Below are 20,798 nucleotides of genomic sequence, written 5' to 3'. Positions count from 1 at the left end.
TGCAAATGCAAATCAAAATTCAGATTTAAAAATAGGGATTTCATAAAGAAATCCCTATTTTTGCTACCAATTTGAAATACTTCCTAAAAAGGAGGCAGATGCAGGAACGTATCATTATATTGGATTTTGGGTCTCAGTATACACAACTTATTGCAAGACGGGTAAGAGAACTGAATGTATATTGTGACATTTATCCATTCAATAAAATCCCCGAGCCGGATGAATCTGTCAAAGGGATAATATTATCAGGAAGTCCCTTTTCCGTGCGGGACAAAAATGCACCTCAGGTCAATCTCGACAAAATCAAGGGAAAAGCACCCATACTGGGCATCTGTTATGGCGCTCAGTATATAGCCCACCACTACGGGGGAAAAGTGCTGGGTTCTGAAACAAGAGAATACGGAAGGGCCAATCTAAGCTATATTGATCCCCAATTTGAGCTACTGAAAGAAGTAAAGCAAAATACCCAGGTATGGATGTCTCACGGGGATACCATCGCTAAATTACCCGAGCATTATAAAATTACCGCCAGTACGAAAGATGTCGGGGTAGGAGCCTATAAGAATGAAAAGGAACCTACTTATGGTATACAATTCCATCCTGAAGTGTATCACACTCTGGAAGGAAAAAAGATCCTGAAAAATTTTGTAGTGGATATTTGTGGTTGCAAGCAGGACTGGACCCCGGAAGTTTTTGCCGAAACAACCATCAGGCAGCTTAAAGAACAATTGGGAAACGACAAAGTACTACTGGGTCTCTCGGGGGGCGTAGATTCCTCTGTTACGGCTACCCTTCTTCATAAAGCCATAGGAACAAATCTCATTTGTATCTTTGTAGATAACGGATTGCTTCGGAAAAATGAGTTTAAAAAGGTGCTTGATTCCTATAAGGATATGGGATTGAACGTAAAAGGAGTTGATGCAAAAGAAAAATTTTATAACGACCTGCAAGGAGTAATCGATCCGGAAGAAAAACGGAAAATCATTGGCAGGAATTTTATAGAGGTATTCGATAATGAGGCAAAAAAGATAAAAAATATCCAATGGCTTGCCCAAGGAACCATCTATCCTGATGTGATAGAATCCGTATCGGTAAACGGACCCTCTGTAACCATCAAATCGCATCACAATGTCGGAGGGCTTCCGGATAAAATGAATCTCAGAGTAGTTGAACCCCTCAGGCTATTGTTCAAGGACGAAGTAAGAAGAGTAGGTGAAACACTGAATGTCAAAGATGAACTGGTGCACAGGCATCCCTTCCCCGGTCCCGGCCTGGGAATACGGATCATTAGTGATATCACACCCGAAAAAGTTCAGTTGCTGCAGGAAGCCGATGATATATTTATCAACGGATTACTGGAACACAATTTGTATGATAAAGTGTGGCAGGCTGCCACAATATTACTCCCAATACAATCAGTTGGGGTAATGGGCGATGAAAGAACATATGAAAATGTGGTTGCATTAAGAGCAGTTACTTCAACAGATGGAATGACAGCCGACTGGGCTCATCTACCCTATGAATTTCTGGCAGAAATATCCAGCAAAATAATCAACCGGGTAAAAGGCATCAATCGGGTAGTGTACGACATCAGTTCCAAACCCCCTTCAACAATAGAATGGGAATAAATATTGGTTTTTATTATATTTGCCAGATTTATATAACAATTCATGGAGCAAAATCCTGAAATAATAAACCATCAGGGTTATTTGGACTATCAAATAACAGGAAAGTTTATAGAAAAACTGGAGCAAATTAGCAGGCAACTGAAACTGAAAAAATCTACCCACAGGAAAATTGTTACCTTAATGGTCGAAATCATCGAAAATAACTATAAATACGTTAATGAACTGGACGACCACATAGTCAGTAAATCCCATAAAAAACCTTATTTCCTGCTAAAAAAAGAGGAAGACTTCTTTAGGCTCGAATCCGGAAATCCCATTCTTAAAAAAGATGCGGAAACACTAAAAAAGAAACTTGATTACATCAATCAATTGTCTTACGATGAATTGCAGGAGCTTTACAAAAACACTATGGCCAATGGAATTTATGAAAATAAGAAGGGAGCAGGTTTAGGCATCCTAAAAATGACCAAAATCTCAAAGAATAATATTTACTATAGAATTGTCGATATTACGGAGCATTTAGCCTATTACACGATCAGGGTGTATGTTCCTTTAAATTTATAATACCTAAAGGTTATGGCAGAAAAATTATACATAGCATCCACTTCTTTTACCCCGGAAGTTGACTTTGATCCGAAAAGACACAAATTCAAGATGGCTGGTGTTTCCAGACCTGAAGACGCGTATGAATTCTACGAACCTGTTCTTTCATGGGTCCATAATTATATAAAAGGGACACTGGAAGATTATGAGCAAAACAAATTGCTGAATGAAACGTTTATTATAGTGTTTGATTTTGAATATATGAACTCTTCCTCCTCCAAGTACATCTTCCAAATTATCTCAAACTTCAAAAAGTTTTATGAAAAGCGGCTGAATTTAAACATTTTTTGGTACTATGACGATCCGGACGATCAGATACTGGAAGACGGTGAGGATTTTAGTGAAATCATCGATATTCCTTTCAACTTTTTAATCAGAAAGAATTAATCCTTAAGTCAGTAACTATGTTAACATTAAGAAGAAACATCATACTCCTCCCCCTGCTCATTGTGTTTTTGATACCCAAATCAGGGAGCGGGCAGATTTTTAACGATGATATGTATAAATTCGGTAAAGCCCTGCATTTTATCTCTTCTTATTATATTGATTCGGTGGACCGTTCACATTTGGTTGAAAAGGCCGTCAAAGAAATGATTTCCGATCTGGACCCCCATACCACCTACTTAACCAAAGAAGAGGTGCAAGCCATGAATGAACCGCTTCAGGGGAACTTTGAAGGGATTGGTATTCAATTTAACATTTATAAAGATACCATATATGTTATATCCCCCATTTCAGGTGGACCCTCGGAGAAAGTTGGGATTCAGGCTGGTGATCGAATTATCAAAATAAACGGTGAGACGGTGGCCGGAATCGAAATTTCTACTTCCGGTGTGCGTGACAGGCTGCTGGGTGAAAAAGGGACCAAGGTGGATGTAACCGTTAAAAGACCCGGCATGGAAAAATTGCTGCACTTTACCATAACCCGCGATGAAATCCCCATTCATAGTATGGATGCAGCATACATGGCGGATGATAACACCGGTTACATTAAACTTAACCGTTTTGCCCAGACTACCAATGACGAGTTTACATCTGCAGTAAAAAAATTAAAAAAAGAAGGTGCCAATTCATTCATCCTTGATCTCAGAGATAATGGCGGAGGATATTTAGAACAGGCCATTGAGCTGGCGGATGAGTTTCTGGATGACAATAAACTCATAGTTTACACCGAGGGCTTAAAGGTGAAAAGAGAAGAAAATTATGCTACGAAAGAAGGAATTTCTAAAGATGAAAAGCTCGTAATTCTGATTGATGAAGGTTCGGCCTCGGCAAGCGAAATTGTTGCCGGAGCAGTTCAGGACTGGGACCGGGGACTTATCATTGGCAGGAGATCATTCGGCAAAGGCTTGGTACAGAGACCCGTTTCACTGCCAGACGGTTCAATGATCCGGCTCACAGTAGCCCGTTATCATACACCAACAGGGCGAGTCATTCAAAAACCCTATAATAACGGACGGGAGGATTATAAAACAGATATCATAAAAAGATTTAATAAAGGGGAGATGAGCTCAGCAGATAGCATCGATTTCCCCGATTCCCTGAAATATCGTACCAAAACCAACGAAAGAGTTGTATATGGAGGTGGGGGGATCATGCCGGATATCTTCATTCCGCTTGATACCACTGCTTATTCCAATTATTTGGACCAACTTATACGAAGCGGTATAATCAATTCCTATATCCTGAACTATATCGATCAAAACAGGGAAACCCTGGAAAATGACTATCCGTCATTTGACCATTATAAGGAACAATTTGAAGTCACCGAAAAGATGATGGATGATCTGGCGGAGATGGCAACGGAAGAAGGAATTGCACTGAATGAAAAGGAACTCGAAAAATCCGGGGAGGAAATCAAACTTCAGTTAAAAGGACTTATAGCAAGAGATATGTGGGATATGAATGAATATTTCCAAATTGTAAACGAAAATGATGAGGGCTACCTGGAGGCCAAAGAAGTACTGAACAACTGGGATCAATCTTCAGCGAATTATCTGAAAGAGTAAACCTAAATACTGATGCCTTTGATATCCTTATACAGGTCAACAGCATACAGGTCGGTCATCCCCGATACAAAATCAATGACCGACCTGACTTTTTCGTATACCGTAGACTCATCCCCTGTTATAAACTGATTCGGAATTAAAGAAAGCAGCTTTTGCGAATAATTATACTCCTGATTCATTACGGCATAAGTAAATTCTTCCATAAGGGTTCCCAAGACATTAAATCCGGTGAGCTCAACCTTAACCACCGACCTGTGGTTATATATTTCATTAAATGCTAGATTCTTACAAATATCAAACGCTTCCCGGGATCTACCTTCTAAACGGTCAACCAAAGAAGCATGAAAATCTCCCTGAAGAATGCGGTCGTGAAAAGACAGGAATATATCGGCCGTTTCATTGACCAATTTATTGATGACAGAAGCCCTCAGATAAGCCACCTGCTCATTCAGATCGGTTACCTCCCGGAATACCTGATCCTTTCTTTTCAGAAAAGTTTTATCCTCTTGTTCATCAAAAAAGCCCAATAATAAATCAAATGTTTTCTCTTTATCCAGAATATTGAGTTTGTGGGCGTCTTCAATATCCATAATTTCGTAGCAGATGTCATCAGCCGCCTCAACAATATAAACCAAAGGGTGCCGGGCATATTTACCCGGGAGATCTGAAATTTTTTCTAAATCAAGTTCATCAGCTATTTTTTGAAAGGTTTGCTTTTCAGACTGAAAATATCCGTATTTGCTGGAATTCGTTTCCGACCCGTAAGGATACTTGATCAGGGAAGCAAGCGTAGTATAGGTCAGTGCAAAACCTCCTTCTCTTCTCCCTCTGAATTGGTGGGTCAATAAACGAAGGGCGTTGGCGTTCCCCTCAAAATTAACCATATCGTTCCATTGTTCGGGACGCATCTCACGCTTTAAAACCTGCCCTCTTCCTTCCTGAAAATATTTTGAAATGGCATCCTCACCGGCATGACCAAAGGGAGGATTTCCCATATCGTGACAAAGACAGGCTGCTCCTACTATAGAATGCAGTTCATTCAAAATATCTTTATCTGAAATATCCGACCTTTTCTGAAGTTCCATGGCCACCCGGTTCGCAATAGACCTGCCAACACTGGCAACCTCCAGGCTGTGAGTCAGTCTGTTGTGAACGAAGATGCTTCCCGGAAGTGGAAAAACCTGGGTTTTATTCTGCAACCGCCGAAAAGGTGAAGAAAAAATAATCCGGTCAAAATCTCTCTGAAATTGTGACCGGGCGTCAGCGGTTGTGCTGACCCTGCGGTCCTCCAACCCAAAGCGTTTGGCTGATAATAGAGTATTCCAGTTCATCATAAATTAAAAACTCCATTTAAACCGGAAAAATATAAAATTTATTCTTTCTTTCTTCGTACCGGTAAACTTCCCTTCAAAAAGCTGGGCAAATGCTGAAAGCTGAACATTATTGGTTAATGAGTATCTAAGGGAAGGATTGACAAAAAACCCGTCGATATCGGGAAAATACATAAGCGACAAATTACCATCCAATAAGGGATGGATGGGATAAGAAGCCTGTCCGAACCATGAAAACCTGCTGAACGAAAGGGTTTTAACAGTTAACGGTCTGTAGTAGTAGTTGGCAAAACTATTCATATCGATGTGTTCGGCATTTCCATTATAATATCCTTCAAATTGCAGGAAGAGTGAATTGCTGAACATATAGCTGGCTGACAGGGATGCCAGGAGTATGCCGCTGGTATCTGCAATATCTGTATCAGGATGGATGTAAGTCATCTCTCCGTTTAACCCAGCATCTTTGATATGCCCTGACCATCCCATACCGGCTACATATTCATCGTCATTTAAAATGCCACCCAGAAACTGCCAGTCGTAACCCCATTTATTCATCCGGTAATATCCGGCAGCCGTTACTTCTTCGTCCCGATTAACCTTAACTGCCAGCTCAGCGGTTGAAGTAAATGATGGATAATACATCAGACGAATGGCATCGCTGCCGGGTTTTTCTTCATAATCGAAATCAAAAAAAGAATAGGCATTGAATATATCATTCGGATTCCACACGTATGTCTGCCCCCAGTTGATACGCTGACGGCCGACTTTCGCATCAAAATTTCCCTGTGTGAAGTTGATCCATAATCGGTCAACCGATGTATTTAAAATATAGGAATCTTCCCGGATTATATTTCCGGTTAATTTGTGAAGATATCCGTAATCTCTGCTGATCAGCTTGTCATAGGATGGGAATGATTCAACCAGGTCGCCATATATAAAACGATTCCGCAAACCCATTCCGGCTCTAAAGTTCTGGGAAGGATCCCATTGAAAATTGAAACGGTTGTGAAACATGCTCTCATTGATCCAGGTGAGCCCCTCCCGGTCCATAATGGTGTTCATATATTTAAGATAAGCGTTAACCGATAAATCATTACTTCCACTGGTATCCTGAGCCAGGGGAAATTTCAAAACCAAAAGAAAACCAACCAGCAAAATATTCCGCTTCGAAAATACAATGTTTATAAACCCCATAAATCATTCTTTTTTCTGAATTTCATCGCTGTTTACTTTTCCATCTTCAATATTGATTACCCTATGGGCTTTTTTCACCACCCGGGAATCATGAGTTGAAAAAATAAAAGTCATCTGTTCCTCCCGGTTCAATTTTTCCATAATGTCCAACAGGTTTTCTGTGGATCTGGAATCAAGGTTGGCAGTCGGTTCATCGGCCAGTACAAATTTGGGTTTAGAAGCCAGTGCACGGGCTACGGCAACACGCTGCTGCTGCCCGCCGGACATTTTGGATGGGCGCGAATCCATGCGCTCGCCCAAACCAACAGCCTCAAGCAATTCCTTTGCCCTGTCTTCCCTCTCCTTCCTGGGCCAACCCTGCAAATGCATAATGAACTCCACATTCTCTTTTGCCGTTAATACAGGTATCAGATTATAGGCCTGAAAGACAAAACCGATGTTATACATCCGGAAATCAATTAAGTTGGAGGGTTTCAGATCCCCAATATTCGTGCTGTTTATAATAATCTCTCCTTCCGTAGGTTGATCAAGACCACCGATCATATTCAGCAAAGTAGTTTTTCCACTTCCGGAGGGGCCTACAATAGCAGAAAATTCTCCTTTTTCAAATTCCAGATCTATCCCGTTTACTGCATGCACCTTAACTTCTGTTTCCTCATAGATTTTGTGGACATTATTGAGCGTTAATATTTTCATTGCTTCCCGTTTTACTGGTTTCTATATCAATTTTTTGTTTATAATTCAATTCTCAACGCCTCCGCAGGATTCATCTTAAGAGCTTTAATTGCAGGATACACAGAGGCTACAATAGCTGTGAGAATGATCAATCCCGTTATGGAAAAATAAAAGGCTGTGCCAATCTCCGGATAAAGCATCGGGTTATAACCCATGGCTTCAAATCCCTGTGCAAAAGCTTTCAGGTTGATCCCTGTTTTACCAAAATAGTCAACCAGAAGGGCAGCAAGTACCATTCCAATCACTCCACCGGTAAGAGACAAAAAGATGGTCTCCAGCATGATCATAGTGAAAACCCGTATCCGGTTCATCCCAATGGCCATAAGCATTCCCAGTTCTTTTACCCGCTCCATTACCACCATCAGCATGGTATTGACAATGCCAAAACCGAGAGCCAGCAGAATGATTACCATCACAAAATAAAGCATAACATCCAGCCATTCGGTAATCATACCCAGTTCAGGCTGGATATCCTTCCACGACATAACGCTCAGTTCGGGGTATTGTGCTTTAAGCTTATTCATTAAGGGTATAAGCTCATTGTCATCATTTAACCGAATGGCCAGTTCATGAGCGGCGCCCTGACTCAATCCTGTAAGCTCAGCGAGCGCATCTTTTTTTACAAAAGCCACTGAGTTTTCAAAGGCAGAATTGGTAATACGGTAAATCCCGGCTACACGGAAAACACCACCTGTTAAATTGCCTTCGGTGTTCTGAAGATTAACTACCACTTTTGATTTGACATCCACTTTCAATTGCTCAGCCAGCTCCTCACCGATTACAATTTGATGAGACCGGGTCTGCTTTCCAAAGTAGCTGCCACAGCTATCTTCCAGGAACCGGCTGATCCTTTCGGGATCTTTGAAACCATACTGCTTAACCAAATCGGTGCTGTCATAAATGGCATCATAAATGGCAGTAACCTCTCGCTCTTTCTCAGGATCAATCCCCATAAGACGAACACCGGTACCTGTAACAGTGGATTTAATCATCACCGGGATCTCCATTCTCCTGCTCACCGCCTGCACCTCTGCCATATGCTCTATCCGGTCAGCCATCTCCCCCGATGAATTAAGGGTATATTGCAGTTCCTGATTTTCCATAAATTGGGGGTGGTGAATCTGTATATGGCTGGTTTCATATTTGATGGCTTCTCTCACCCGCTGATCCGACATTCCCTTAAATACTGCAGAGGAAAAAATACCACCGATCATTCCTATGGTTACCGCAATCATGACGATCAAGCTCCTCATCCGGTTTCTCCAGACATTTTTCCATGCTATTGAAAAGATCATAATGTAGTTTTTAATTGATTAATGGTTTATCCGCGCATTGCCCTCACTGCTTTTATCCTTGTAATACTATATATCGGATATAGAACAGAAACGAATACAATAACAGCCACAATAAGGGTTTGATTGAGATAAAAATCGGCTTGCCATGCCATGGGCATAATGGGTTCAATACCGAAGGTCTCTATGGATTCTGCTACCTCGCCTCCCAGCCTGATAGGATTGTAATGAAAATAAAGAATAACAGGCATGCTTCCGATAATACCGGCTGCCAACCCCAGCAGACCAATGAAGATCATCTCAAATGTGACGATAAGGGCTAATTTCGATTTATGCATTCCTACAGCTATCATAACTCCAAACTCCCTTTTGCGTTCGGTAATCATCATCATCACCGTTCCAAATACACCAAAAGCAATAATCAGATACAATATGGCCAGTAAGATCCATCCGCTGGCATTATCAGACTGAATCTGCTGCACCAGCTCAGGCATGATCTCTCTCCACGATTTGACTTCATATTGATTATCAGATAAAGATTCTCTCAGTTGCGTGACTGTCTCATCAATATCTCTGTGGTCATGAAGATTGATGGCCAGTGTAGTCAAACGACTGGAGGCCATATACATCTGCTGCCCTGTTTGAAGAGGCAAATAAACCAATTTGTTGTCCAGATCGGGTTTGGGTATCTTAACAATGCCCTTGACCGGATATTTCCCCGCTGCTGTAGCACCATGGTATCCCTGTCCCAGGAGCACCAATGTATCGTTAATTCCCAACTGAAGATACTCGGACAACGTTTCCCCTATGATTGTAGCCTGTTCGCCTGGTTGAAAGTATTCTCCTTCCACCAGTTTTTCTGAAAGTTTAGACATGCTGTTTTGTTTGGGCGGATCAACACCCATAACCAAAACGCCCTTTGTTTGTGGACCCGATGACCCAAGCGCAAAAGACTCAAGTCGGGGAACTATCTGTTTAATGTGCTCATTGTCCCGGAGTGTCTTCATCAGATCCTCATTCTCAACAAGCGTATTGTTTATAGACTTATTCTCCCAATATCCCGAAGCATGTATCTGGATATGACCTGAATACAACTTCACCGCATTATCGATCATATTGCTGTAACTCCCTAATTGGAGGGATCTCATTATCAATGCAAAAAATATTGCAAAGAAGATGGAGGCTGCTGTGATTAAAGTTCTCCTTTTGTTACGCCAGATATTTCTCCATGCCAATTTAATATATTCCCTCATTCTTATTGTCGTATTTTTCAGGGTCTAACACGTTTCATATTTTGCTGGGAAAAGAAGCTGTCGGGGATTTCGCGGTTAAATTTGATATCATTCAATTCCAGCACGGTCTTTTTTTCTTTCTCCTCCTCAGGAATCACCTCAATATGGATAGGAATCATTCGATCATCCATCTCTTTGACTTCCGACAAAATTTCCGTCCGAACCAATTCTCCGTCTTCATCATAATATTCCGACTTCAGCGGATTAAAATGTTCTTTGGAAATCCACTTAATTACCTTTTCCCAAACAATAGCGGCATCTTCCCTGGGTTTCATATCGATTTTATAACATAAAGTACCGTTCACTTTTTCCTCGCCCAATAAACTGTGATGATAATCCACCACAATGGATGATTCCTTGAGGATGTCATCGTTCGTATAATCGGATCCCATCCAGCCCTGAGACATCATAGAAGGAGGAAGCTTTATCAATCTTCCGATTGATGGCATCCAATGCCACATCTCATTGCCTCTTTTCAGAAATGTCTGCCCTGCTTCGCTTGCCGGTTCAGCAATCAAGGTAAGCGCATAATCCCTTCCTTTAATCCAGCTCTTCATTTTAATGGTCCTTTCCCAGTCAGGCCGGATGATCTTCATGGTCATCCGGCTGATGCTTGTCTTTTCTCCCTGCCATTGATCCTCTGCTTCTTTCACAATTTCTTTTGCGCTCATATTCTGAGCGGTTGCGTAAACAGGCAACAACAACAATCCTACAAGGAAACACCCCAAAAATCTCAATCTTTTCATATTGTATTTAATTTGAATGTTTTACATACCGTTCAATCAAGGTTTGTCTGACCTGTTCCAGTGGATAATTATCGGGGTCCATTATGTAATGGAAGCTGACCCCATCCAATAATGCTGCAAAAATCATAGTTTCCGCCTGAGGGTCTTCAAACCCTGTTGCTTCAAAGTAATGAACAACCATTTCCATGATAGGTTGGGATAATTCATCAATTTTTTCCTTAATCAATGGATAAATTTCCGGCTGAAGGGAAATACTAAAATATAGCTTCCAGAACTTCTGATTGTTTTTGAGATGATTAAACATCTCATTCAAAAAATATTCAATCTCTGATTTTTCCAGGACACCATCATGATTGGTATCAAAAATATTAAGCATCTCCTCTATCCCTGAATTAAGGATTGCCCGGACAATATCCTCTTTGCTGTTAAAATAATTGTAAACCAAACCTTTAGAAATACCTGCTTTCTTAGCCACTTTGCTTATAGATCCATTATGGTAACCTTCTCTTCCGAAAAGCTCAAGTGCCGCATCAAGTATTTTACTTCGCTTCTCTTCCCTTATGGCTTCAAATTGTTTTTCAGTTCGTGGTGACATAAAGCTACTATTTTCGTGGCTAACCGATCGGTCAAAAAATTATCATTAAAGATAACTCATAAACGGAATTATTTTTGACTGAACGATCGGTCAAAAATAAATATTTCAAATCTAATTCAAAAATTTTCCAGGCTTTTTATACAATCTACTATATCGGACTATCAGTCAATATAAAGCATCATAGGAACACGAAGGAGTCAAGCAAATCACCAAACGAATTGAATATTTATAAAAGACGCCTGACATGTAAAAGTGGTGTGCACTGCCAGAACGCTTATTCTTTATCTTCTTTTACCCGGTAATATTCCATAACAGGAGGCAGGAGGGTAAAGATCAATATCACCACTCCGTTTATGGCATGTAAAGTCTGAACTTTATGCCAATAACCGATAAAACTTATTTGTAAATCCATCCATAAAACCAGAATCAAACCTACGTAGAGGGAGAAGGTCCAGCCCCAATGCCGGTCCTTGTAAATATTGATTATATTGGGCCATTTCCAGCTATTGGTCATCAATCCTATGAGAGCCAATAAAGGTAATATACCAAGAAAAACCAAAAGAAACAATCCCGGTACAAAATAATCCGGAAAGGGCGAGCCCATCAAAAAGAGTAAGGGCATGCGGAGGGATTTTCCGGTTGGATCAAACAGCATAAGCAAACCTCCTGCTAAACCCTGTAATGTTTGAATAGCAATAAGCAGCCAAAGTATGTATACAAAAAGAGGGATTTCTTTCTTCATAAATTACCCAATCCTGATTCAGTTACAATTTATTGATAATACTAGCTATATAACCTGCGCCAAATCCGTTATCAATATTGACAACACTTACCCCGCTTGCGCAACTGGTCAACATACCCAAAAGGGCGGAAAGTCCCTGAAAATTTGCTCCATATCCAATGCTCGTGGGGACACCGATAACAGGCTTATCTGCTAAACCTCCTACCACACTGGGAAGGGCACCTTCCATCCCGGCAATCACCACAATTACCTTTCCCTTGTTAATCTCTTCAATATTCTTCTGTAAGCGGTGAATTCCGGCAACACCTACATCATAAAAACGTTTTACCGGATTACCGAAAAATTCAGCACTTATAGCTGCTTCCTCAGCTACAGGCATATCGGAAGTTCCGGCTGAAACAAGGGAAACTGAAGTTTTAACAAAATGAATCGGTTTCTTCTTTAATGTAATAATTCGTGCCATTTCATGATATTCCGCTTCAGGTATGGTTCGGGAAACCTCTTCATAAGTCTCCTTCCCTGCCCTGGTGGCTAAAATATTTACATCTTTTTCCCGCATGGCTTCAAAAATCTCTTTTACCTGAACCGGCGTTTTACCCGAACAATATATTATCTCAGGATAACCAGTACGATACTCCCGATGATCATCAATTTTAGTATGGCCAATATCATCATAGGAAAAATACTTAAGTCGATTCATGGCATCAGCTACAGAAAGATCTCCCTGTTGAATTTGTTGTAAAATGTTTTCCAGTGATTGTGCATCCATAGTGATTAATTTTCTGGTTCATTAAAGCTGCCCATTTTATATCCTTCCAGATCGAGCGTAACATAATTGTAGCCCAAACTTTTAATTTTCCGGGGTAACTCCTTTTCGGAGGATATCTGTACAAATTTTTGAATCTCATCAGGAGGAATTTCAATTCTGGCAATATGCTCATGAGTTCTTACCCGTGCGGCGGGGAAACCTGCATTTCTTATCAATTGTTCGGCTTCCTCAATTCGGTCGAGCACTTCCTGCCTGATGGGTGTATTGAAAGGTAAACGGGAAAGCAAACAGGCATAAGCAGGTTTATCCCATGTCGGCAGACCCATATCTTTTGAAAAACGCCGGATATCATTTTTTCCTAAATTGGCCTCAGCCAAAGGACTCCTAACATTAAGCTCTCTCAAAGCCCTGATTCCCGGTCGGATATCCTGAAAATCGTCTACATTAGTCCCATCCGCAACATAACTATACCCTCTCCGTTCGGCCTCTTCCAATATGGCACTAAAAATTTGCTTTTTACAAAGGTAGCAACGTTGGGGTGGGTTGTTTTTTATATTTTCAAACAAAGGATATTCCAGAATAATTTGCTCTACTCCCAGATTCTTCGCTATTTCTCTGGATTCCTCCTCTTCCCAGCCGGCAACATAAGGAGTAGAAACTGTTATGGCCAGAATATTATTTCCGAGGGCTTCTTTTCCTGCGGCCAGCAAAAACGTACTGTCCACCCCTCCGGAAAAAGCCACCACAAGACTCCCTGTTTGTTTTAGTTTATGCTGAAGTTCCTGGTATTTTTTATCATGTATTACCATACCATAATTACAAATTTTTCCGAATATCGTTCATTATAGCATGGAAAACTTCCTGAACGGAAAGTCCCTGATCCTTTGCGATCGTTCGGCAATCTTCGTATTCGGGTTTATATTTAATGGGTTTTCCATTAAGATAGCCAATTTTAATATTGATCTCTCCATACCGGGTGGACATTTTCTCAAAACTTCTTTCCAGTTCAGCCTTCTGCATGGAAGTCCTTCTCAATCCCAACGTGCTGGTATGTGTGAAAAGCACCTGGTTAATATGCTTTTCATAATCAATATGACAGAGGACACTAAGCTTAGAACCAAGCCTTGATTTCTTCATCATCACTGAGGTAAGATACACCTCATCAGCACCGGCTGAAAAAAGCTGATCCATAACATAATCATAATGTTCCGGATTCATGTCATCTATATTGCAACTGATCTCTACAGCCGTTTTGACATGGTAACCTTTCATCTTGTTTCCGGTTTCTTCACCCAGATAAACCCGAAGAATATTTGGAATCTCCAATTTCCGGTGACCGATGCCATACCCGATTTTTTCAACCTCCATAGTGTTTTCATCGGTAAACTCATCTACATTGGCGGCAAGTATGGCAGCTCCGGTTGGTGTGGTAGTCTCCTTATTCACCGCTCCGGTTTTGACCGGGATATTCTTGAGAATTTCGGAGGTAGCAGGAGCGGGTATCGGCATCGTCCCGTGTGCGCATTTCACAAAGCCGCCACCCAGTTCTACCGTTGAACTTCTAACCTTGTCCACCTTCATATAATCTAAACAAATCGCTGCGCCGACAATATCGACAATAGAATCTACAGCCCCCACTTCATGAAAATGAATTTTATCAACCGTGGTGCCATGAACCTTGGCTTCCGCCTCAGCGATCAACCGGAACATTTTCTTGCTCATATCCTTAACATTCTGATTCAGCCCGCTTCCATCCACAATGGCATAAATATTTTCCAGGTTACGGTGTTCGTGCGTATGGCTATGACTGTGATTATGGTCTTTATCTTCGGTATCTCCATGGCTGTGATCATGCGAATGACCTTCCTCATGTGAATGATGATGGTGGTGGTGATGATCATGTATTTCTCCATGTGAATGTCCGGTATCCTTTTCATGGGAATGATTTGCCTGTTTACCTGAATTTTCCAGAACATCCACGCGGGTGCCCGCAATGGAATGACGGGAATCCCTGCTGATTGTAAGGTTGTATTCAGTCAATCCCAGCCTGGACAGTTCGTTTTTCAGATATTGTTCATCCACTCCCAGATCAATCATTGCCGCCAGATTCATATCTCCGCTTATGCCTGAAAAACAATCATAATACAATACTTTCATGGCTTTATCTATTTTTACTGAAGATCAAAAATAATGCTTTTTATAAAAATACGAATAAATAAGAGGATGCAGGTAAAAAAAAGGTTAAAATATAGAGTAAATAACCACGTTTTAGTTATAAATCTACCTTGTAACACATAAAAAAACAAGAGTAAAAGCTCTGAAAATAGAGATTATAAGCATTCAAATCAAAATTGTTTAAAATTATATAGTTGCGATATATTTGAATTTTCACTTTTTATTATATAAATTGTAACCCGAAATTCTCCGGACGAGCCGATGCATTTCATTGATGGAGAATTATTTATTAATTCAAAGAGGAAGGTCTATACATTTCTTTCGGGTTTAGATTTGTATGGTTTTCCGGTATTATAAAAGACAAAATTTTATAAAATTTGAGGCAGGAAAATATTGATTTATTTAATAACCAATAAAATCCTTGATAAAATTTAACACTGAGGAGGAGGATTATGCAAAATATTAAATTGGAAGACATTTTAAAAATCATTGAACAATTTGAATCCAGTTCCATCGACAGTTTAAGATACAAAACCGGCGATGAGGAAATAGAACTTTCCAGAAACAAAAACGGATCGGCTACACACTCTAATCCGCAGGGCATGAATGCTGAACAGGTTAAATCTCTGTCAAAGGAAGCAGAAGGAGCGACACAGCCCAGCGATACTGCTTCTGCCGAGCAACCCGTTGAGGAAAAAGAGGAACAAGCCGGTGAACAAGAAGACGAAAATCTGTTTACCGTTACTTCACCCATTATTGGTACTTATTACAGCTCACCGGCTCCCGGAAAACCGGCCTATGTCAAAAAAGGAGATAAGGTGAAAGAAGGGGATACGCTCTGCATTATTGAAGCAATGAAAGTGATGAATAAAATTGAAAGCGAAGTGGCGGGTGAAGTAGTGGAAGAAATTGCGAAAGACGGGCAAACAGTAGAATACGGATCAGAGTTATATAAAATTAAACTGGATTGAGCCGGTTTATTTATGATTGGATTAGAATAAAAAAATATGTTCAACAAAATATTAATAGCCAACAGGGGAGAAATCGCAGTCAGGGTAATCAGAGCCAGTAAGGAATTGGGTGTTGATACCGTTGCCGTATATTCCGAAGCAGATGCCGATTCACTGCATGTAATGATGGCTGATGAGGCCGTTTGTATCGGACCCCCCAAAGCCGGACAGAGCTATTTAAACATAAGCAATATACTTTCAGCTGCCGTTCAGAAAGGAGCGGATGCCATTCATCCAGGCTTCGGCTTTCTTTCAGAGAACAGTGAATTTGCTCACATGTGTGAAGAAATTGGTATCAAATTCATCGGTCCTTCCTCTGATGCCATTTCCAAACTGGGAAACAAATCCCTGGCCAAACAGCTTATGGCCAAACATGGAGTTCCGGTTATTCCAGGACCCGATGAAGGTTTCACAGAGGCAGAATATGCCCTCGAAAAGGTTAAGCACATCGGCTTTCCATTATTGATTAAAGCCGTTGCCGGAGGAGGAGGCAGAGGCATCCGTCTGATTGAAGATGAGCATTCTTTCGTATCCTCTTTTCAGGAAGCCTCCTATGAAGCTGATCTGGCTTTCAATGACCCCAATCTTTACGTGGAAAAATATTTCGAAAACCCCAAACATATCGAAATACAAGTTATTGCCGATGAACATGGAAATTGTATTCATCTGGGTGAAAGAGACTGCTCCAGTCAGCGACGCAAACAGAAAGTGATAGAAGAAACTCCTTCCCCGGTAATGGATGAAGACAAAAGGAAGAACATCGGTTCCAAAGTAACCCAGGCCCTTAAACAGATCGGGTATACCAATGCCGGTACCGTTGAATTTCTTTATGAAAACGGAAAGTTCTATTTCATGGAAATGAACACCCGGATACAGGTAGAACATCCCATCACCGAAATTACCACTTCCACTGATCTGATCAAAGAGCAAATACAGGTAGCTTCAGGAGAAAAACTCAGATGGAAACAAAACCAAATCCGGTGGAACAACCATGCAATCGAATGCCGTATCAACGCTGAAGATCCAAACAAAAATTTCATGCCCTCTCCCGGAACAATCCACAACATTGTCTTTCCTTCCGGACCGGGTATACGAATAGATTCCGGTATATATCCGGGAGCCAAAATCTCTCCACATTACGATTCCATGGTTGCCAAAGTCATTGCCTTTGACAATACAAGAAAAGAGGCAATTGCACGGATGATCCGTGCTCTTGAAGAATTCTACGTCAGCGGTATCCAGACCAACAAGGATTTTCTGATTAAAATTCTTTCTTCCGAGTCCTTTCTCAACGGAAATTATTCCATTAATTTCATTGAAAAGGAACTTATGTAGTAAAAACAACAGTATTTAATTGAACTATGAGCGCAAAAATTCAGGAAATAATTCAAAACTTTTTGAAAACACGCAAAGACAAATATCAGACATATATCCCCGATAATCTTTTTACACAATGTCCGAACTGTAAGAAGATGGTCTATAAGAAAAAAATCGACAGGAATCAGGGAGTATGTCCTGAGTGTGGTCATCATATGAGGATTTCCAATAAGCAATGGATGAACATCCTGTTTGAGGAAGATACGGTGCAACGTTTGTTTGAGGAATACAAAACTTTGGATGTTCTGAATTTTCCCGGTTATAAGGATAAGTTGGATAAACTGTATGAAAAAAATATCAACGAGGGTATCACAACGGGAAAAGCAAGGCTTCACGGTATCCCTGTATTGTTCGGTATCATGAATACCGACTTTATTCTTGGTTCTATGGGATCTGTATTGGGAGAAAGGGTAGCCCGGCTTTTTGAAAAAGGAAAAGCACAACGGCTGCCCGTGATTATTGTATCCCGTTCGGGAGGTGCCAGAATGCAGGAAGGTGCGGTTTCACTGATGCAGATGAACAAAACTGCAGCAGCCATCAAACGGTTCAGCAATGCCGGCAATCTCTATATCAGTCTGCTTACCAATCCGACCACCGGTGGAGTAACTGCTTCCTTCGCCATGCTTGGTGATATTATCATAGCCGAGCCATACGCATTAATCGGATTTGCAGGTCCAAGAGTGATTGAACAGACCATCAAACAGAAACTCCCCGAAGGTTTTCAAACCTCCGAATTCCTGCAGGACAAAGGATTTGTCGATATAATATGTGAAAGGCAAAAGCTGAAAGATACCCTTCAGAAAATACTGAAAGTACATCAGTATTGATTGTCTTCCTGTTCGATCTGTTAAACAGTAAATTTAAAAAACAATGGATTACACCAATAAAATCAAAAAAACAATTAAAAGCCTTGAACAGCTATCCAAAAATCAAGGCATTGATCTAAACGATGAAATAAACAGCCTGGAAAAAAAATTGGCCGATATTTATCCGGAACAGGACAGCCATTATCAGGAAGAGAAAAAGCAGCATACACCCTGGGAACGCGTTAAGCTGGCAAGGCAACTGGAAAGACCCAAACCCCAGGATTTTATTGAAAATATGATCAAAGATTTCATCCCCTTACATGGCGACCGGCTTATAGGAGATGACAATGCCATCATAGGCGGTATCGGTTATCTTAAAGATATTCCTGTAACGGCTATTGGTACAAGGAGAGGCAAAGATCTGAAAGGAAACATGCATGCCAACTTCGGTATGCCCCATCCCGAAGGCTACAGAAAAGCTCTCCGACTGGCACGGCAGGCAGAAAAATTCAGACGCCCGGTCATTTTCTTTGTGGATACCCCAGGGGCCTATTGTGGTTTGAAAGCTGAAGAAAGGGGAATGGCAGAAGCTATAGCCAGAAATCTCTTTGAACTTTCCGACCTGAATGTTCCCACCTTTACGGTAATCACCGGCGAAGGCGGATCAGGAGGTGCATTGGCATTGTCTGTATCCAATAAAATCTACATGATGGAAAATGCCATTCTTTCAGTGATTTCTCCGGAAGGATGTGCCTCCATCATTTTCAAAGATTCCTCCAGAGCGGAAGAAGCAGCCAGTTCTCTCCGGCTTACTGCATTTGATTTGTTCGAAATGGGTATTATAGACAAGATTGTGGAGGAAGCCAAGGATTTTGAAACCAACGTAAAACCTACACTCAATAAGCTGGAGGAAATGCTTTATGACGATGTCTTCCGCTTCGCATTCATGGATGAAGAGAAAATGAAGGATCAGCGTTATAGCAAGTACCGCTCCATAGGCTTTTTTGAAGCAGAAAAAGCCCAGATACCCGAAAAGCTTTTAAATGCAGCCAACGGAAAGAATAATGGAGATGCAAATGCCGGCAACCATTTCCTGAATGATGTCGCCCGGTTCTTTGGTCTGAAATAACAGTCTGTTAATTGAGTTGCCCTGGAAATGTACGGCATGAAAAAAAGGGTTTCAGTTGCTGAAACCCTTAATCCAATAGTGTTGGCTATTCAGAAATGTTAAAGAAGTTTTAAATTTATATTTTTCCACAATACTTTTATTCCTCCGCCACTGTGAATCTGTAAAGCAATTTTGCCATTGGCTTTTCCTATTTTTTCATCGGACAGCGACATCATCCTTTTGCCGTTCAACCAGGTGGTGACCTTGTCGCCTTTAACCCGGATCTTCATATGATTCCATTCTCCCATATTCAAAATGTCCTCTTTAGACTCGGGTATCTTCTTCAACCATCCCCTTCCATAAGATTCATAAATTCCGCCTGTATCATGTCCAGGAGGGGCCACTTCTACCTGCCAGCCCGAAATTTTAATTCCGTCAAGTGAAGAACGGAAAAAAACACCGCTATTTCCATCGGATACCTGTTTGAAATCCAACTCAAGGATAAAATCCTTATATTTTTCTTCTGTGGAGAGGTATCCGTATTCCTCTTCCGGGCCGCTTTCACATACCAGCAAGCCGTCTTCAACATACCACTTTTCCTGACCGTGTATTTCCCATCCATCAAGATTTTCCCCGTTAAACAGAGATATCTCTTCCTGGCCTGCCATGGAGGCGGCGATGAACATCATTAGGGTTGTAAACAATATCTGTTTCATGTTTATATCTTTTTCTTAAAAATATTTATAATAATGCTTAATTCTATTGTTTTACATTTGTTACAAAAATAATAAACATCAGTCAAAAATCCGCTTTATTTGATGCTTCTTTTCACCTTTTCCCAGACTCCTTTTCCGATCAACTGATCGGCTCTGGCCAGTATCTGACGTGTGAGTTTCAGGATATTCTCATCACCTGCCCAATGCTTTTTTACCAGCTCAGGATCGACATTATTGATGATGCTGTTTAGAACATAAGCAGAAAGAGCCACATCATCCATGTAACCTATAGGGCCTGTAAGCATTTCCGGGATAAAATCCATCGGGGTTATAAAATAAGCTATTGCTGCTCCCAGCTTGGCTTTTTCCACGGCAGGAACCTCCGGATCAACCGAAAGCCTGCACAGTAGGTGAAAAAAATCGGGTGCCAGCAATATATATTTGGTGTATCTTCCACCCCCTTTTCTATGCTGAAGCCAGTGATCAACCTTTTTTCTCAGGGTCTTATAAAAGTCGTTGTGGTTTTTATTGGCCAGTTCGGATTTCATTAGTGTAACAGTTTATTAAAAAATTGAAATTCAAATTGATTTATTTACAAAAATCACAAACTTTGCTTGTATAACCATGGAACCCGCATGCTACTCATGTCCTTGTTGTGAAGGTTCCTAGA

Annotated in this window: 21 protein-coding genes; 8 read left to right on the top strand and 13 right to left on the bottom strand. The window is 40.9% G+C overall.

Going from position 1 to position 20,798, the window contains the following annotated elements:
* Window positions 1–98: 98 nt before the first annotated feature.
* The 4 genes from guaA to KGY70_00760 all read left to right on the top strand — a co-directional run bounded on the left by guaA (window position 99) and on the right by KGY70_00760 (window position 4,240).
* Window positions 99–1,628 (top strand): glutamine-hydrolyzing GMP synthase, encoded by a 1,530-nt coding sequence (gene guaA / locus KGY70_00775; GenBank protein MBS3773697.1) that lies wholly within the window; start codon window positions 99–101, stop codon window positions 1,626–1,628.
* A gap of 81 nt (window positions 1,629–1,709) precedes the next feature.
* Window positions 1,710–2,192 (top strand): SiaB family protein kinase, encoded by a 483-nt coding sequence (locus KGY70_00770; GenBank protein MBS3773696.1) that lies wholly within the window; start codon window positions 1,710–1,712, stop codon window positions 2,190–2,192.
* A gap of 12 nt (window positions 2,193–2,204) precedes the next feature.
* Window positions 2,205–2,618 (top strand): DUF1987 domain-containing protein, encoded by a 414-nt coding sequence (locus tag KGY70_00765; protein ID MBS3773695.1) that lies wholly within the window; start codon window positions 2,205–2,207, stop codon window positions 2,616–2,618.
* A 17-nt stretch (window positions 2,619–2,635) separates the two neighbouring features.
* A complete protein-coding gene (locus tag KGY70_00760; protein MBS3773694.1) occupies window positions 2,636–4,240 on the top strand; it encodes a S41 family peptidase in 1,605 nt (534 codons plus the stop codon).
* Between the two features lie 2 nt (window positions 4,241–4,242).
* On the opposite strand, the gene KGY70_00755 is transcribed toward KGY70_00760, so the two are convergent.
* The 11 genes from KGY70_00755 to larC form a co-directional block, all read right to left on the bottom strand.
* Window positions 4,243–5,571 (bottom strand): deoxyguanosinetriphosphate triphosphohydrolase, encoded by a 1,329-nt coding sequence (locus KGY70_00755; GenBank protein MBS3773693.1) that lies wholly within the window; start codon window positions 5,569–5,571, stop codon window positions 4,243–4,245.
* 6 nt (window positions 5,572–5,577) lie between these two features.
* The gene (locus KGY70_00750) at window positions 5,578–6,765 is read right to left on the bottom strand and encodes a hypothetical protein (protein MBS3773692.1); all 1,188 of its coding nucleotides are present in this window, start codon (window positions 6,763–6,765) and stop codon (window positions 5,578–5,580) included.
* Between the two features lie 3 nt (window positions 6,766–6,768).
* Complete coding sequence (locus tag KGY70_00745; GenBank protein MBS3773691.1) at window positions 6,769–7,461, bottom strand: ABC transporter ATP-binding protein; 693 nt, start codon at window positions 7,459–7,461, stop codon at window positions 6,769–6,771.
* 38 nt (window positions 7,462–7,499) lie between these two features.
* The gene (locus KGY70_00740; GenBank protein MBS3773690.1) at window positions 7,500–8,795 is read right to left on the bottom strand and encodes an ABC transporter permease; all 1,296 of its coding nucleotides are present in this window, start codon (window positions 8,793–8,795) and stop codon (window positions 7,500–7,502) included.
* Between the two features lie 26 nt (window positions 8,796–8,821).
* Entirely contained in the window at window positions 8,822–10,045 is a 1,224-nt protein-coding gene (locus KGY70_00735) for an ABC transporter permease (GenBank protein ID MBS3773689.1), read from the bottom strand.
* A 17-nt stretch (window positions 10,046–10,062) separates the two neighbouring features.
* Window positions 10,063–10,830: an outer membrane lipoprotein-sorting protein gene (locus KGY70_00730; GenBank protein ID MBS3773688.1), complete on the bottom strand. Its 768-nt coding sequence runs from the start codon at window positions 10,828–10,830 to the stop codon at window positions 10,063–10,065.
* A gap of 7 nt (window positions 10,831–10,837) precedes the next feature.
* Window positions 10,838–11,425 (bottom strand): TetR/AcrR family transcriptional regulator, encoded by a 588-nt coding sequence (locus tag KGY70_00725; GenBank protein MBS3773687.1) that lies wholly within the window; start codon window positions 11,423–11,425, stop codon window positions 10,838–10,840.
* 274 nt (window positions 11,426–11,699) lie between these two features.
* A complete protein-coding gene (locus tag KGY70_00720; protein MBS3773686.1) occupies window positions 11,700–12,167 on the bottom strand; it encodes a hypothetical protein in 468 nt (155 codons plus the stop codon).
* 22 nt (window positions 12,168–12,189) lie between these two features.
* The gene (gene larB, locus KGY70_00715) at window positions 12,190–12,936 is read right to left on the bottom strand and encodes a nickel pincer cofactor biosynthesis protein LarB (protein MBS3773685.1); all 747 of its coding nucleotides are present in this window, start codon (window positions 12,934–12,936) and stop codon (window positions 12,190–12,192) included.
* A gap of 5 nt (window positions 12,937–12,941) precedes the next feature.
* On the bottom strand, window positions 12,942–13,745 hold the full coding sequence (gene larE, locus KGY70_00710) for an ATP-dependent sacrificial sulfur transferase LarE (protein ID MBS3773684.1): 804 nt from the start codon (window positions 13,743–13,745) through the stop codon (window positions 12,942–12,944).
* Window positions 13,746–13,752: 7 nt separating this feature from the next.
* Window positions 13,753–15,093, bottom strand: coding sequence for a nickel pincer cofactor biosynthesis protein LarC (gene larC, locus KGY70_00705; GenBank protein ID MBS3773683.1), 1,341 nt, complete (start codon window positions 15,091–15,093; stop codon window positions 13,753–13,755).
* 470 nt (window positions 15,094–15,563) lie between these two features.
* Between larC and accB the strand changes: the two genes are divergently transcribed.
* The 4 genes from accB (at window position 15,564) to KGY70_00685 (ending at window position 19,433) form a co-directional block, all read left to right on the top strand.
* Window positions 15,564–16,082 (top strand): acetyl-CoA carboxylase biotin carboxyl carrier protein, encoded by a 519-nt coding sequence (gene accB, locus KGY70_00700; protein MBS3773682.1) that lies wholly within the window; start codon window positions 15,564–15,566, stop codon window positions 16,080–16,082.
* 36 nt (window positions 16,083–16,118) lie between these two features.
* A complete protein-coding gene (gene accC, locus KGY70_00695; protein MBS3773681.1) occupies window positions 16,119–17,456 on the top strand; it encodes an acetyl-CoA carboxylase biotin carboxylase subunit in 1,338 nt (445 codons plus the stop codon).
* A gap of 62 nt (window positions 17,457–17,518) precedes the next feature.
* Window positions 17,519–18,325 carry an acetyl-CoA carboxylase carboxyltransferase subunit beta gene (locus KGY70_00690; protein MBS3773680.1) on the top strand — a complete coding sequence of 269 codons (807 nt, stop codon included), beginning with the start codon at window positions 17,519–17,521 and terminating at the stop codon, window positions 18,323–18,325.
* 43 nt (window positions 18,326–18,368) lie between these two features.
* On the top strand, window positions 18,369–19,433 hold the full coding sequence (locus KGY70_00685; GenBank protein ID MBS3773679.1) for an acetyl-CoA carboxylase carboxyltransferase subunit alpha: 1,065 nt from the start codon (window positions 18,369–18,371) through the stop codon (window positions 19,431–19,433).
* Between the two features lie 98 nt (window positions 19,434–19,531).
* On the opposite strand, the gene KGY70_00680 is transcribed toward KGY70_00685, so the two are convergent.
* Both KGY70_00680 and KGY70_00675 read right to left on the bottom strand, forming a co-directional pair.
* On the bottom strand, window positions 19,532–20,128 hold the full coding sequence (locus KGY70_00680) for a DUF1080 domain-containing protein (protein ID MBS3773678.1): 597 nt from the start codon (window positions 20,126–20,128) through the stop codon (window positions 19,532–19,534).
* Between the two features lie 95 nt (window positions 20,129–20,223).
* A complete protein-coding gene (locus KGY70_00675) occupies window positions 20,224–20,676 on the bottom strand; it encodes a DUF1232 domain-containing protein (GenBank protein ID MBS3773677.1) in 453 nt (150 codons plus the stop codon).
* Window positions 20,677–20,798 lie beyond the last annotated feature (122 nt).

The organism is Bacteroidales bacterium, assembly GCA_018334875.1.
Classification (GTDB): domain Bacteria; phylum Bacteroidota; class Bacteroidia; order Bacteroidales; family UBA12077; genus JAGXLC01.
The sequence above is the reverse complement of the archived record's forward strand: the minus strand, read 5'-3'. Positions and strand labels throughout refer to the sequence as shown.